General features: G+C 55.7%; 14 protein-coding genes. 5 read left to right on the top strand and 9 right to left on the bottom strand.

Annotated features, from left to right (window positions below; translation table 11 throughout):
• Positions 1 to 154: 154 nt before the first annotated feature.
• From IB237_RS25400 to ftsE, 3 genes are all read right to left on the bottom strand, one after another.
• On the bottom strand, positions 155 to 871 hold the full coding sequence (locus IB237_RS25400; RefSeq protein ID WP_371815408.1) for a YdcF family protein: 717 nt from the start codon (positions 869 to 871) through the stop codon (positions 155 to 157).
• Positions 872 to 934: 63 nt separating this feature from the next.
• The gene (locus tag IB237_RS25395; protein WP_192491530.1) at positions 935 to 1,945 is read right to left on the bottom strand and encodes an ABC transporter permease; all 1,011 of its coding nucleotides are present in this window, start codon (positions 1,943 to 1,945) and stop codon (positions 935 to 937) included.
• Positions 1,938 to 2,597 carry a cell division ATP-binding protein FtsE gene (ftsE, locus tag IB237_RS25390; protein ID WP_192491529.1) on the bottom strand — a complete coding sequence of 220 codons (660 nt, stop codon included), beginning with the start codon at positions 2,595 to 2,597 and terminating at the stop codon, positions 1,938 to 1,940. The genes IB237_RS25395 and ftsE overlap by 8 nt, the downstream gene beginning before the upstream one ends.
• 201 nt (positions 2,598 to 2,798) lie before the next feature.
• Between ftsE and IB237_RS25385 the strand changes: the two genes are divergently transcribed.
• The 4 genes from IB237_RS25385 (at position 2,799) to IB237_RS25370 (ending at position 5,277) form a co-directional block, all read left to right on the top strand.
• Positions 2,799 to 3,458 carry a hypothetical protein gene (locus tag IB237_RS25385; RefSeq protein WP_192491571.1) on the top strand — a complete coding sequence of 220 codons (660 nt, stop codon included), beginning with the start codon at positions 2,799 to 2,801 and terminating at the stop codon, positions 3,456 to 3,458.
• A gap of 72 nt (positions 3,459 to 3,530) precedes the next feature.
• Positions 3,531 to 4,079: a hypoxanthine phosphoribosyltransferase gene (hpt, locus tag IB237_RS25380; RefSeq protein ID WP_192491528.1), complete on the top strand. Its 549-nt coding sequence runs from the start codon at positions 3,531 to 3,533 to the stop codon at positions 4,077 to 4,079.
• Positions 4,080 to 4,225: 146 nt separating this feature from the next.
• A complete protein-coding gene (locus IB237_RS25375; RefSeq protein WP_192491527.1) occupies positions 4,226 to 4,597 on the top strand; it encodes a response regulator in 372 nt (123 codons plus the stop codon).
• 107 nt (positions 4,598 to 4,704) lie between these two features.
• Complete coding sequence (locus IB237_RS25370; RefSeq protein ID WP_192491526.1) at positions 4,705 to 5,277, top strand: DUF1349 domain-containing protein; 573 nt, start codon at positions 4,705 to 4,707, stop codon at positions 5,275 to 5,277.
• A gap of 49 nt (positions 5,278 to 5,326) precedes the next feature.
• On the opposite strand, the gene IB237_RS25365 is transcribed toward IB237_RS25370, so the two are convergent.
• From IB237_RS25365 to argH, 4 genes are all read right to left on the bottom strand, one after another.
• Positions 5,327 to 7,975 (bottom strand): TIGR02302 family protein, encoded by a 2,649-nt coding sequence (locus IB237_RS25365; protein WP_192491525.1) that lies wholly within the window; start codon positions 7,973 to 7,975, stop codon positions 5,327 to 5,329.
• Positions 7,976 to 8,246: 271 nt separating this feature from the next.
• Positions 8,247 to 9,515 carry a diaminopimelate decarboxylase gene (gene lysA, locus IB237_RS25360; RefSeq protein ID WP_192491524.1) on the bottom strand — a complete coding sequence of 423 codons (1,269 nt, stop codon included), beginning with the start codon at positions 9,513 to 9,515 and terminating at the stop codon, positions 8,247 to 8,249.
• Positions 9,516 to 9,528: 13 nt separating this feature from the next.
• On the bottom strand, positions 9,529 to 9,732 hold the full coding sequence (locus tag IB237_RS25355) for a hypothetical protein (protein WP_192491523.1): 204 nt from the start codon (positions 9,730 to 9,732) through the stop codon (positions 9,529 to 9,531).
• 95 nt (positions 9,733 to 9,827) lie between these two features.
• The gene (gene argH / locus IB237_RS25350; protein WP_192491522.1) at positions 9,828 to 11,228 is read right to left on the bottom strand and encodes an argininosuccinate lyase; all 1,401 of its coding nucleotides are present in this window, start codon (positions 11,226 to 11,228) and stop codon (positions 9,828 to 9,830) included.
• Positions 11,229 to 11,252: 24 nt separating this feature from the next.
• On the opposite strand from argH, the gene IB237_RS25345 reads away from it, so the two are divergent.
• Complete coding sequence (locus IB237_RS25345) at positions 11,253 to 11,921, top strand: TlpA disulfide reductase family protein (protein WP_192491521.1); 669 nt, start codon at positions 11,253 to 11,255, stop codon at positions 11,919 to 11,921.
• Between the two features lie 56 nt (positions 11,922 to 11,977).
• On the opposite strand, the gene IB237_RS25340 is transcribed toward IB237_RS25345, so the two are convergent.
• Both IB237_RS25340 and IB237_RS25335 read right to left on the bottom strand, forming a co-directional pair.
• On the bottom strand, positions 11,978 to 12,859 hold the full coding sequence (locus IB237_RS25340; RefSeq protein ID WP_192491520.1) for a 3-hydroxybutyryl-CoA dehydrogenase: 882 nt from the start codon (positions 12,857 to 12,859) through the stop codon (positions 11,978 to 11,980).
• Positions 12,860 to 12,979: 120 nt separating this feature from the next.
• Positions 12,980 to 13,909, bottom strand: coding sequence for an electron transfer flavoprotein subunit alpha/FixB family protein (locus IB237_RS25335; RefSeq protein ID WP_192491519.1), 930 nt, complete (start codon positions 13,907 to 13,909; stop codon positions 12,980 to 12,982).
• Positions 13,910 to 13,911: the final 2 nt, after the last annotated feature.

The raw sequence follows: 13,911 nt of genomic DNA, 5'->3' as shown, positions 1-13,911 counted from the left end.
ATTACCGCACGCCTACACGAAAAGGCGCAGTTACGGCAAGTCCGTTTGACATTTTAGTATAACTTGGGGTCCCGCAGATGGTTCATTCAAGAATGAGGCTTATCGACTGTATTTGCTCATAGAATGTCATTGGTAACCTCGAGTGTGCACCACTTTACTTTAATTCTGTAGTACCAGTCGTGCCGCGAAGGCCATTGCTTTTGCCCATGCCAACCATATCACGGGCGGCTGCACCAACATATTTTGCATATTCATAGAGCAGGGTGCGCAACACATCCGGGTCGGCGAACCAGTTCTTTCGGGTCAGGTCCGAACTGACAACCGGGTAGGCGACAAATTCGGTCTTTGGGCTTGCGCGGCGCAGTTCATAGAGGCTGCGGTGCATGTGGTAATTGTTCGTCACCACCAGAACGCTCGTATAGTCGTGATCGGTAATCCAGCGCGCCGCTTCATTGGCGTTACCAATGGTGTCGATAGCGTCATAACCAACATCAACGCAACAGGAAAACAGATCGCTCGAGCTTTGTGTCATCTTGCGGATCTGGGCGCGGCTGGTCGAAGGATTGGCGCCGGAAATCAACAGACGCGTACCAGCACCGGAGCGCAAAAGTTCGACGGCCTGATCGATCCGCTGGTAGCCACCGGTTAATACGATAATCGCATCTGCCTTGATATCTTCTGGCGGTCGCATGGTCGCAACCGCATCGGCAAAGCGCAGGAAACCGGCAAAAACAACGGCTGCGATGATGAGGATAATGAGGATCAGATAACGCGCCGTGCGGCGCAATGGTCCACGCCGCGAAAGCAAATCCTTTCCAGATCTGCTTTCCCGTGAGATATTTGTCTCATCGTTGCGTTGCGACCGACTCATCAGCATGTCTAATCAATAATGGCAGATTGAGGCAAGGAACAGGCATTTCCACGCCAATCAATATCAGCCCGGAGGAATTCCATCAGTGCGGGAAGCGTCAGAACGCATCTGGTCAATATCGTCAATCGTGCGAATGACGGTCATCCTTGCCGTCAGGGTGGTGAGCAGCGCGATGAAGATCATCGTGCCGAAGATGCCGAGGTAACCGGTCCAGCCAACCGAAAACGTGCCGAACAGTGCTGTTGCCTGATCGCTTTGCGGAGTGGCTATCGAGCGTGATTGCCAAAAGCCCGCCAGCAGAAACACCGCTGAGGCGAGCAATCCGCCAGCGGCTGAACCTTTGAAGCTGATCTTGAGAAAGTGTTTCTGAAATTCATGCGCAACGAATTTGCTTTCCGCACCGACGAAATGCAAAACTTCCACGATGTGTCTGTTGCCGGCAAGTGCGCCGCGTGTTGCAAAGACCACAGTCAGCACCATAGCAATGAAAACCAGACCCAGCACGCTGATGCCGATCATCACGGTTGTTCGCGCCATAGACACCAGACGGTCTACCCATGTGCGGTGGTCATCGAGAAAGGCTTGCGGCACTTCGGTTTTCAGCAAGTCACGCATGGCCTGAAAGTCAGGTGGATTGTTTTCGTCAATGGTAACGACAATGAGGCGTGGCACAGGCAGTTCATTGAGATCAAGGCCCGAACCGAGCCAGGGTTCGAGCAGGCGAGCTGTGGCCGCGTCATCGAGAATGGTGCCTTCGCGGGTGCCGACGAAGGTGAGAGCAAGGTTGCGCGCCTTGCTCAGCGCGGCGGCCATGTCCAGACCGTCCTCAGGCTTTATCTGGATGGTAATCTCACGGGAAATCTGGCTTTGCCAGGATGATGCCGTTGCGCGGATCATGCTGACAGCACCCAGCGTCAGACAGGCCAGAAATGCCATGATGGCGATAACGACGATCAGTGCATTGCCCTGAATATTGGACGGGGGCAGGATCGGGCCCATCGGACGGATGCGCATGGCAGACCGCTGCTTGCGGTTCTGTTGCGGTGAAAGCTGTTGGCGGTTGATCTCATTCATAGATATCGAGCCGCCCTTCGGTAAGGATCATGCGGCGTGCGTCGATCTGATCCATCAATGCAAAATCATGCGTTGCGATAACAACGGCGGTTCCCAGCCGGTTCAATTCGAGAAAAAGGTTGAGAAGCCGTTTTGCCATGGGAGGGTCGACGTTGCCGGTCGGTTCATCGGCCAGCAGAATTTCCGGCTGATCCATCAGGGCACGGGCAATTGCTGCACGTTGTTTTTCACCGCCGGATAGAATGGGTGGCAACACGTTGATGCGTTCGCCAAGTCCCACCCATTTGAGAAGCTCAATCACATCGGAACGATAGGAGCTTTCGTCCTTGCCGCGCACTCGCAGCGGCAGTGCGACATTTTCATAGGTCGTCAAATGCTCAAGCAGGCGAAAATCCTGAAAGACGATACCAACACGGCGGCGCAAAAGTGGAAGTTCTGCGCGGGGAATGCGGGAAATGTCACGATCAAACATGCGGATCATGCCGCGGGTTGGCTGCAGTGACATAAACAAAAGCCGTAGAAGAGTGGTTTTGCCAGCACCGGAAGGGCCGGTCAGAAACTGGAATGATCCTTTGGGAATATCGAAGGTCATGTCCCTGAGGATTTCTGGGCCCATACCATAGCGTAACCCGACATTTTCGAAATGGATCAACGGACTTCCAGTCTTTCTCTTTCACAACGGCAATTTTGCATGGAACGTTTCAGGTCGCTGCATGGTTTCATGCCCGTGGTGCGGTGTCTGCGATGACCCGATGTTTGCGAAGCATTAACCATTTAAATTTACGTTTGGTGAGTATTTGTTTCAATGCCCAGTTTTCAAAGGGCGGAAAACCATAGAGGAAATTCCATGGGTATGTTCCGTTCGTCGCGTCGTCATGACACATTCGATTTCGATCTTCTCCTGCCTGAACATCCGGCGCGAAAAGCGCCCCGTTCCGGCACGCCAGCAAACGATGTGGTCGATGCCGAATTTGTGACGGTAAAGGAAACACCGGCACGCGGCTATGGCAATGACAATCGGCAACGTCGTTATCAACAGCGTGTGATGCCGTCTCGTCCGGTCTCCGGCGTGATGCAGCGCGTAGAAAGACGCCTCGGCAAATTGTCTGTCGATGCTTATTCAGCATTGGTGGCGCTTTCTGTCATCGTGGTCTTCGGCGTCTCCGGTGGTTTCACACTCGTTTCGGGCACCCCGTCTGCTGCGCAGGAACAGGTGAATCCGCTTGGGCTTTCCCATGTAACCGTCACACCACAGGATGCAGATGGCATGGAAGTGCTGTCCATCAACGGTATTGTCGAGAACCATGGCGGCGATGTGGTGGCGGTTCCAGATATCCGTGCTGATCTTCTGTCCGAAAATGGCCAATTGGTTGCCAGTATTGTCATCGAAGCACCGGTTAGCGAAATTCTGGGGCGTCAAAGCCACGGATTCACGACAAAATTGCGCCATCCCGGTGGAAAAACGCCACGTGTGAAGCTTTCCTTCATGGAAACGGGTGTTTCCGGTTCGTGATTGTGGTAGCGGATTTCCTTTCGTTGAACGGGTAGGTCAAGGTCTGCCCGACAGTCAGTCAAGGAGATTGCATTGCCCGTCGTTCGTGGAAAGATCATCGAGCCGCTTTATACGGCGGAACAAATCGCCGAGCGTAACCGGGATATGGCGCAGCGCATCGCTTCGGGTCCAACCAAAGACCTGCTGGTCATCGCGGTTCTCAAAGGCTCGTTCATTTTCGCTGCCGATCTCATTCGCTCGCTGCATGATAGCGGTCTTGCGCCTGAAGTCGAGTTCATTACCCTGTCGAGCTACGGTGCTGGCACGGTTTCGCAGGGCGTACGGATCGTCAAAGACATCGACAGCGATGTGAAGGACCGCGACGTTCTGCTGATCGATGACATTCTCGAATCTGGCCGCACGCTGCTGTTCGCCAAGGAACTGCTTTATGAGCGTGGCGCCCGCAACGTGACCATCGCCGTTCTTCTCGACAAGAAGGTCAAGCGCAAGGAAAACCTCGAGGCTGATTATGTCGGCTTCGAATGCCCCGATTATTTCGTCGTTGGTTACGGCATGGACGTGGCTTATGCGTTCCGCGAACTGCCATTTGTTGGCGTCGTGAAAGGTGATGCGGAGGCATAAGCGCCTCCGTTTTGATGACCGCTTGTTAACCATGTCCGCTGCATCGCGTCTTATCTTGTAACAAAGGGCGCAATCTTTACCGATTGAAAAGGTGCAGCGGCGATTTTGCTCACGGCTGGAGATGACTGCCAGGAGCAATGGTTATTATGGCAAAAATTTTGATTACCGAAGACGAGGATTCGCTGCGTTCATTTGTGGCGCGTGCCTTGCGCCTTGATGGCCACGAGACCCATGAGGCGGCTGATGGCGCCGAGGGGCTGGAGAAACTGCAAGAACATAACTTTGATTTGCTTTTGTCTGATATCCGAATGCCGGTTATGGACGGCATCGAGCTTGCCCATCGTGCGGCATCGCAATTTCCTGACATGCGCATTCTGTTGATGACCGGTTATGCCGAACAGCGGGAGCGGGCTGACGACCTGATGGAGAAGGTCGTGGACGTGGTTTCCAAGCCATTTGCTCTGCCGGATATTCGCATGGCTGTTGCACGTGCCTTGGCGGCCCGCACGGCGGCTTGAGCTGCATTGCGTTTGATGTCTTAGGTATTTCGGTTTTCCTTTTCTGTATCCTCATTTTAAAACCGGTGCAGTTTAAACCTTCGCAACACTTCTGACGGGAGCGTGACTTGAAAAACGGTGTCTGGCTGAATGAGCCGAAGGATTGGTCGCTCAAGGATGGTATACTTGACCTGGTGACGGATGAGGGTTCTGATTATTGGCGTGAGACCTATTATGGATTCACGCGTGACAGCGGGCATTTTTTCGGGGTTCAGACACCACCGGCTTTTACAGCCCAGTTTCGTATTCGCGGCTCTTATCAGGCGCTTTACGATCAGGCCGGCATCATGGTGCGGATTGATGAGCGCCGCTGGATCAAGGCCGGGATCGAGCTTTCCGACGGTCGCGCGATGCTGGCGAGTGTATTGACCAACGGTCGCTCCGACTGGTCAACCGCGCCATATGAAGGCAACGCGGACGATTTCTGGATGCGGGTCACAGTTGAAAAGGGCGTTATCCGCGTGCAGGTATCTGCCGATGGACAGTTCTGGCCGCTGGTGCGGCTGGCGCCTTTTGATGTCGCTGATCATTATCTGGTTGGCCCTATGGCCTGCACGCCTGAACGGTCAGGGTTAAAGGTCCGTTTTTCAGATTTTCAACTCACCGCGTCACTTCGCAAAGAACTGCACGATCTGACCTGACGACAGTATCTGGGCTCTCCAAAAGCGGTTCTGCGCTTTTGGAGATGTATTAGCGGATATCCAGAAGACGCTCGAGGTAGCGGCGTTCCGCTTCGCCTCGCGGGTTCTGTCCCAGTTTCTCGCGGATTGCTTCGAGAATTTCGCGGGCCCGCTGCACATCGATTTCATCGGGCACACGCACCTGATCGCCGAAGTCCGGACCGTTGGTGGCCCGTGGACGACCGAGCGGATCACGACCATTCTGGCCGCCCTGACCCATCATGCCGTCTTCCTGGCCTTGGCCCTGACCTTGTTGGCGCATGGCCTGCATCATCTGGCTCATCATGTCCTGTGCGCCCTGGCGCAGAGCATTCAGGGCATTGCCCTGACCCTCAACGGCGCGGTCACCCTGTCCCTGGCCCAAGGCTTCACCGGCACCCTGCATTTCCTGCTGGGCTTTGCCAAAACCTTCACCGGGCTGCATGCCAAGATCTTTCATACCCTGCTGCAATTCACCTAGCTGCTTGCCAAGTGCGTCCTGCTGCGCGCGCAGTTGCTTCAAGGCTTCGCGAAGCTGCTCCGCCGTCATTTGGTCGGTGGGATTCTGCCCCTGACCTGGCTGCTGCTGGTCACCCTGCTGGCCTTGCTGACCCTGTTGCTGTTCGCCGTTTTCGCTTTCTTGCTGGGGATCGCCGCGTTGCATGCGGTCACGCAGCGCCTGATCGAACTGGAAGGTCTGGTCCATCAGTTGCTGCTGTTGCTGCATGATTTCGCCGAGCTTGTCGATTTGCTGTCGCAGCTGGCTGTTCTGCTGGTTCTGGCGACCCTGCTGCGGGCGTGCCATCTGCAGATTGTTCATCATGCGTTGCAGCTGTGACAGCATTTGCTGGGCGGCATCGCGGTTGCCAGAGCGGGCCAGATTTTCAATCTGGTCCAGCATGTTTTGCAGGTCACGCTGACGCAGGAAATTTTGCGCCTGCTGGTTCATGTTGGACTGCGGCGCATTCTGCATACGCTGCGCCATTTCGCTCATGAAATCCTGCATGGCGTTGCGCAGTTCTTCCATCAGCTTGGCGATTTCTTCGTCCGGTGCATTGCGTTCAAGGGCGTCGGAAAGCTGCTTCTGTGCATCGCGCAACCGGCGCTCGGCCAGCGACAAGTCGCCGTCCTCAATGCCGAGGGCGATTTCCCAGAGGTAATCGGCAGTGTCCTTCAGGCTAGCTTCGTCATAGGCAAGTTTCATGCGGGTATGAGCGGAGCGCAGCAGCAGATAATGCGTCTTGTTGGGGATGGTTTCTTCCGGACGCATTGTCACCGCCTCATTAAAGGCAATGGCTTTCGGCATCTGTCGGGTATCAAGTGCGAAAATCTGGCGGTGTTCGGCAACCGCTGCTGCCAGTGGTTCACTGAAGCCGCGGCCGGGTAGAACCATTTCATGTGAAGGGCTGCGACCTTCCTGTCCGGCACCATCGCTGGCGACCAGAGTGATGCGCACTTTTTTGCCAGCCAACGGATGTTCCGTTAGATTGCGGCTGGTCAGCCCTTTGATTTCGCGGCTGTTTTGACGTGGCAGGTCCAGCTTGTATTCCGGCAGGGGATAAAGCGGTGTTGCGCCCTCGTTTGTTTCCGCAGGTTCGATGATCGCGTGCGCTTCACGCAGGCCGTAATCATCCGAAGCGATAAAGCCGATTTCAAGCGCGCCGTTCACGGCACGACGCGGCATCTTGTCAAATGAGATGACCGGAGGCTTATCCGGGATAACGTCAAAGACCCATTGTTCGCCATTGGCAACAAGAGTGCCGCTTTCGGCGATTTCCAGCGAGTAGGTTCGTGGTGGAAGCTGTTTGTTGTCTGCTTCGGGAGCCGGGGCGTTGTTTGCCGCTTGCGGTGGTGTCTGCCCGCTTGGAGTTGTTTCTGGCTGCAGGGGTTGCAAACGACCTGCCATTTCCGGCTCAAAACTAACCTGCTCTCCACCTTCACCACCGGTGACACGAACTGTCAGTTTCGATGCCTGTGGCACCGCCACGGCCTCAGTCGCAGCCTCGTTACGTCCGGTCAGGAAAATCGGTGCACGTCCGGTGTATGAGGGTGGCGTGACCCATGCGTCGATGCGCAAATCAGGATTGATTGGTCCGGCTGCCGGACTGTTGCGGAATGCCTCAACAACGGTGCCGGCACCGTTGGAATAGGAAAAGCCGAATGCTGCTGCCAGAACAAGTGCTGGAATAGCGCGAAGCGCAAAGCGGTCATGGCGGGCAATATCGGGTTTCGGCAGGCCAGCATCGAGGGTGGCAATACGTTGCGCCATGCGCAGCTGGTGTTCTTTCCATAGCGCGCGGGCAAACGGCGTGTCGAATGCAGGTTCGTCTTCCTGCACGCCGACAGGCTGGTGCGGCAGATCATTACGTTCTTCAAGCAGGCGCCCGGCTTCATCGGCTGATGGCCAGCGCAAACGCAGGAACGGCAACAGCGACGACAGCAGGCCGAAGACCAGAATGAAAACGACGCCGAGACGAAGCCAGTCCGACAATTGACGGTAAATACCGAACCAAGCCAGCGACAGGAAAATGGCGATAATCGACAGCGGTAAAATGGAAAGAGGGGCGGCGCGCTCAGCCAGCAGCACCAATCTGGCCACAAACCGTTTCGCTGCGACCTTCCGGGCCAGCGCAGGTTGTCCTTCGAAGGCGCCTTTTCTGCCTTGTCTGGATGTGGTCATCAATCCGTTCTCCCGGTTCTGGCCACCTGATCCCGCAAGAACCGGAATCGCAAAATATTCTAGCGTATCGGTGCGAAAACCCTAATCGCTTTTCGCAAAGCACGACACGCACATCGAAATCTCCACAACCAGATCAGCTGTCCAAACGGACGCCTGACGTTCTGGTGCAATGTCTACAAGATAACACTGTTTATGGCGAAGACGAGGGCAAGCGGCTGCTCACCCTCATTTTTCCGATGATTTCTCTCAAAAGTGATCAGGAATGCCGATCTCAATCCAGCCACTTTGGCACGGAATCAAGTCCGATCAGCTCTTCATAGGTGCCACGCGGACGGATGACGTGGAATTCATCGCCCTTGACCAGCACTTCGGGAACGAGCAGGCGTGAATTATATGTGCCCGCCTGAACAGCGCCATACGCGCCAGCCGAACCGACCGCAATCAGATCACCGGGCTTCGGCATCGCCATTTCACGATCAAGCGCCAGATAGTCACCGGTTTCGCAGACTGGGCCGACGATATCGGCCTTGATGCGCGGTGCATTGGCGGCAGAAATCCTGACCGGACGGATTTCGTGATAGGCCTCATAAAGGGTCGGGCGAATGAGGTCGTTCATGGCGCCATCAACGATCACGAAGGTCTTTTCACCGCCGTCCTTCACGAACAGCACTTCGGTTACCAGAATACCGGCGTTGCCAACGATCAGTCTGCCAGGTTCGGTAACGATCTTGCAATTCAAGCTACGAAGCTGTGCCTTGACGATCTCGGCATAGGCATCTGGCAGTGGCGGCGGGTTATTGTCGTCCTTGTAGGGAATACCAAGACCGCCGCCGATATCGACGTGATCAATCACATGACCTTCGGTGCGCAGCTCTTCAACCAGTTCGCGCAGCAGGCGGAATGCGTCCTCGAACGGCTGCAATTCGGTAATCTGGCTGCCGATATGCATGTCGATGCCGGTAACCTGAATACCTTCAAGCGTTGCTGCATGGGCGTAAACGGCGCGGGCACGCTGGTAGGAAATGCCGAACTTGTTTTCTTTTTTGCCCGTCGAGATCTTGGCATGGGTACGCGCGTCGACATCCGGATTGATGCGGAAGGAAACATGTGCCTTCTTGCCAGCCTTGATGGCGCGCAGGTTCAGCACTTCCAGTTCCGGCTCGGACTCAACGTTAAAGCAGTAAATGCCTGCTTCCAGCGCAAGGTCCATTTCGACAACAGTCTTGCCAACGCCCGAGAACATGATGCGACTGGCGGGAACACCGGCTGCAAGCGCGCGGCGTAGCTCACCGCCGGACACGACGTCGATACCGGCGCCCAGACGGGCCAATGTCTTCAGCACAGCCTGGTTGGAATTAGCCTTCATGGCGTAGCACACCATGGAATCGACATCGGCAAAGGCTGCCGAAAACACCTTGTAGTGGCGTTCCAGTGTGGCTGTGGAATAGACATAAAACGGGGTGCCAACGGCCTTGGCAATTTCTGGCACAGGCACGTTTTCGGCGTGCAGGACGCCGTCAATATATTGAAAATGATTCACGGTCTAAGTTCCGTTAAAGCAGCGGGTCGAGAACGAAATGACGTTCAGGCGTAACCTGTTTGACTTCCTGGCCATCTGCCGGGCGTTTGTTGCGCAGCTCTACCGGCGTGCTCGGCGGATCAATCGCGCCTTTACGGCCGCAACCGGTAACGACGAGGCTGACGGCAAGCGTCATGCCAAGGGGAAGAAGGAAGCTACGAACCGTTTTTGAAAGCATTGGTCTGTCCAAAGGAAAAAGTTGCTCTTCTGATACAGAAAAACAGGGCGCTTGTGCACCCTGTTTCTTGTGATGCTGGTGTAACGCTAAATTGATCAGTTGCGCGCGCGCCACCATGCGATCTGTTTGCGGACTTCAGACGGTGCCGTACCACCAAAGCTGGTGCGGCTGGCAACCGAGGCTTCGACCGAAAGAACATCGAAAATGCCGTTGGTGATAGCCGGGTTAATGGCTTGCAATTCCTCAAGCGACAGGTCGGCGAGGTCGCAGCCCTTCTTTTCGGCCAGTGCCACAGCATGGCCGGTGGCATGATGGGCATCACGGAAAGGAAGGCCGGCTTCACGTACGAGCCAGTCGGCCAGATCGGTTGCCGTGGAGTAACCGGAACCGGCAGCTGCCCGCATTTTGTCGGTGCGGACTTCGAGGTCGCGGATCATGCCGGTCATCGCGGCAATTGCCAATTCGAGGCTTTCTGCGGCATCGAAGACCTGTTCCTTGTCTTCCTGCATGTCCTTTGAATAGGCCAGCGGCAGACCCTTCATCACGGTTAGCAGGGCAACCAGGGAACCGTTGATACGACCGGTCTTGGCGCGCACCAGTTCAGCAGCATCCGGGTTCTTTTTCTGCGGCATTATAGAAGACCCGGTAGAAAACGCATCCGACAGACGGATGAAGCCGAATTGCGGTGTCGACCAGATGACGATTTCTTCTGCCAGACGCGACAGATGCGTGGCGCAGATCGAGGCGATCGACAGGAATTCCAGCGCGAAGTCGCGGTCAGAAACCGTGTCGATGGAGTTGCGGGTCGGTTCGCGGAAGCCGAGTGCCTTTGCCGTCATGTGACGGTCGATCGGATAACCGGTTCCGGCAAGTGCGGCAGCACCGATCGGGCTTTCGTCGAGATGTTCGATGGCGTGGCGAACACGGGCGCGGTCACGGCCGAACATTTCGACATAGGCCATGCAGTGGTGACCGAAGGTAACTGGCTGGGCGGTTTGCAGATGCGTGAAGCCCGGCATGACGGTGTCTGCATGTTGTTCGGCACGGTCGAGGAACGCAGCAATCAAATCCGTCAGCATGGCTTCGGTTTTCTGAAGTTCTTCCTTCACCCACAGACGAAAATCGAGTGCGACCTGATCGTTACGCGAACGGGCGGTGTGCAGGCGTCCGGCAGCAGGGCCAATCAGGTTGGCAAGGCGGGCTTCGATGTTCATATGAATATCTTCAAGCTTGCGCGAGAATTCGAATGTGCCGTTTTGGATCTCTGACAGGATTGTGTTCAGGCCTTCAGTGATCTTGTCTTTATCTTCGTGCGAAATAATGCCTTTTTCAGCCAGCATGGCAGCATGCGCCATAGAGCCGCGGATGTCTTGGGCATAAAGTTTCTTGTCGAAGCCGATGGAGGCATTTATCTCTTCCATGATTGCGGCCGGACCGGATGCGAATCGCCCGCCCCACATCTGGTTAGAGGATTTCGTGTCGTTGCCGTCAGCCATGGTTTGCCAGTCCCGGAGTATGTAGTGACAGAAAAAAGACCATTTCGCCTTCCCTCTGCCAAGCTTGTTGGAATTGCTGCCATTGCCGGTATCATCGCCGGTGCAGGCGCGGTTTACATGAGGCATATTGGGTCTGGCAGCTCGGTTCAAGAGGCTCAGGCCAATGTCGCCGGTTTATGTGAAGGTGCAGGCGACCGTATTGCGGCGTTGACGCCGTTTTCTAAGGGGCAGGTGGCTGCGATGGCACCGGCTTCCGAGCCGCGTCCACTCAACCTTACCTTCAAGGGGCCGGAAGGTCAGAGCCTGACGATGGCGGATTTTGCCGGAAAGACGGTGCTTTTGAACCTCTGGGCCACATGGTGTGTGCCATGTCGTGAGGAAATGCCGGCACTCAACGCTCTCGAGCAGGAGATCGGTGGGCAGGACTTTGAAGTGGTTGCCGTCAATATTGATACGGGCGGCGATGAAAAGCCGAAAACCTTCCTTGATGAATACAAGATCGGTGCGCTCGGTTACTACCGCGACAGTTCGATGGGTGTTTTTAATGTGCTGAAAAAGGAAGGTCTGGCCTTTGGCCTGCCTGCGACCCTGCTATTTGATGGCAAGGGATGTCTGCTGGCATCGATGAATGGGCCGGCTGCATGGGATAGCCCTGATGCCAAAGCCTTGATCACGGCGGCTAAGGGGCCGTGATCCAATGATCTGGCGGGGGTGAATTTACCTTTTCTCCCCCGCATAATGGCGAATTGTTAGCGGGTGGGAACCGGTGTTTCGCCACGGTAGTCATAAAAGCCACGGCCTGATTTGCGACCCAGCCATCCAGCCTCGACATATTTGACCAACAGCGGGCAGGGGCGATATTTGCTGTCTGCAAGACCATCATGCAGCACCTGCATGATGGAGAGGCAGGTGTCGAGACCGATGAAGTCTGCCAGCTGCAACGGACCCATCGGGTGGTTGGCGCCGAGTTTCATGGCGGTATCGATGGCTTCAACTGTGCCAACACCTTCGTAAAGCGTGTAGATCGCTTCATTGATCATTGGGAGCAGAATGCGGTTGACGATGAAGGCCGGGAAATCTTCGGCGACAGTGATCGCCTTGTCGAGCGAGCGAACATATCCCTTGGCGGTGTCGAATGTTTTTTCGCCGGTTGCGATCCCACGCACCAGTTCCACCAGCTTCATCACCGGAACCGGGTTCATGAAGTGGATGCCCATGAACTGTTCCGGGCGATCGGTGGCGGATGCAAGGCGGGTAATCGACAGCGACGATGTGTTGGTCGCCAACAGTGCCTCAGGTTTCAGAACCGGGCAAACCTGCGCGTAAATCTTGCGCTTGATGTCTTCGTTTTCAGTTGCCGCCTCGATCACCAAATCCATTGATGCGAGATCATTGATATCGGTCGAACCGCTGATCTTGGACAGCGCGTTCTTGCGGCTTTCGTCTTCCAGCTTGCCGTGACTGACCTGACGGGCCAGGTTTCCGTTGATGGTGGCAAGGCCAGCTTCAATGCCGCTTTGGCTCAGGTCGTAAATATGTACCTTGTATCCGGCCAATGCCGAAACATGGGCGATGCCACAACCCATCTGGCCCGCTCCGATAATGCCGATATTTTTCAATGTAACGGTCATGGTGCTGTTTCCTCCGGGCAAAGCGGGTGCAGTTATGCGGGCATTATATATGGGTGCAGGGATTAATAAATATTGCCGGGCAGTTTCCTGCCCGGCAATCAAGGCATGATGCCTGTTTTCTTACAGTGCTTTTTCGAGTTCAGGCAGAGCGTCGAACAGGTCTGCCACCAGGCCGTAGTCAGCAACTTGGAAAATCGGTGCTTCTTCGTCCTTGTTGATGGCCACGATGACCTTCGAGTCCTTCATGCCAGCCAGGTGCTGGATGGCACCGGAAATACCAGCAGCAATGTAAAGCTGCGGAGCAACCACCTTGCCGGTCTGGCCAACCTGCCAGTCGTTTGGTGCATAACCGGCGTCAACAGCCGCACGCGATGCGCCAACGGCCGCACCCAGCTTGTCGGCAACCGGCAGAATGACTTCCTTGAACTTCTCAGACGAGCCGAGTGCACGGCCACCGGAGATGATGATCTTGGCAGATGTCAGTTCAGGACGATCAGACGATGCCAGTGCGTCCGACACGAAGGACGAAACGCCTGGGTTGGTCGCAGCAGCGATCGCTTCAACAGCAGCGGAACCACCGGCTGGAGCCGCAGCGAAAGATGCCGTGCGAACGGTGATGACCTTTTTGGCGTCAGTTGCCTGTACGGTCTGGATGGCGTTACCGGCATAGATTGGGCGCTTGAAGGTGTCAGCGGAAACCACTTCGGTGATTTCGGATACCTGTGCGACGTCGAGCAGAGCTGCAACGCGTGGCGTAACGTTCTTGGCCGATGCGGTCGCAGGTGCGATGATGACGTCGTAGGAACCGCTCAACGAAACGATCAGTGCAGCAAGCGGTTCTGCCAACTGGTTTGCGTAGGACGCGTCGTCAGCAAGAAGCACCTTGGCAACGCCGGACAGCTTTGATGCTTCATCGGCGGCAGCCTTAGCGCCGGAGCCAGCTACCAGCACATGCACGTCGCCGCCAATCTTGGTGGCTGCCGTCAGCGTCTTGGCTGTCTGGTCGGAAAGGGTTGCGTTGTCGTGTTCTGCCAGAAGAAGAATGGCCATGA

Source organism: Agrobacterium sp. AGB01 (genome assembly GCF_014851585.1).
In the GTDB taxonomy this organism is placed as follows: Bacteria; Pseudomonadota; Alphaproteobacteria; order Rhizobiales; family Rhizobiaceae; genus Agrobacterium.
This window is presented reverse-complemented; position numbering and strand designations above follow the sequence as displayed.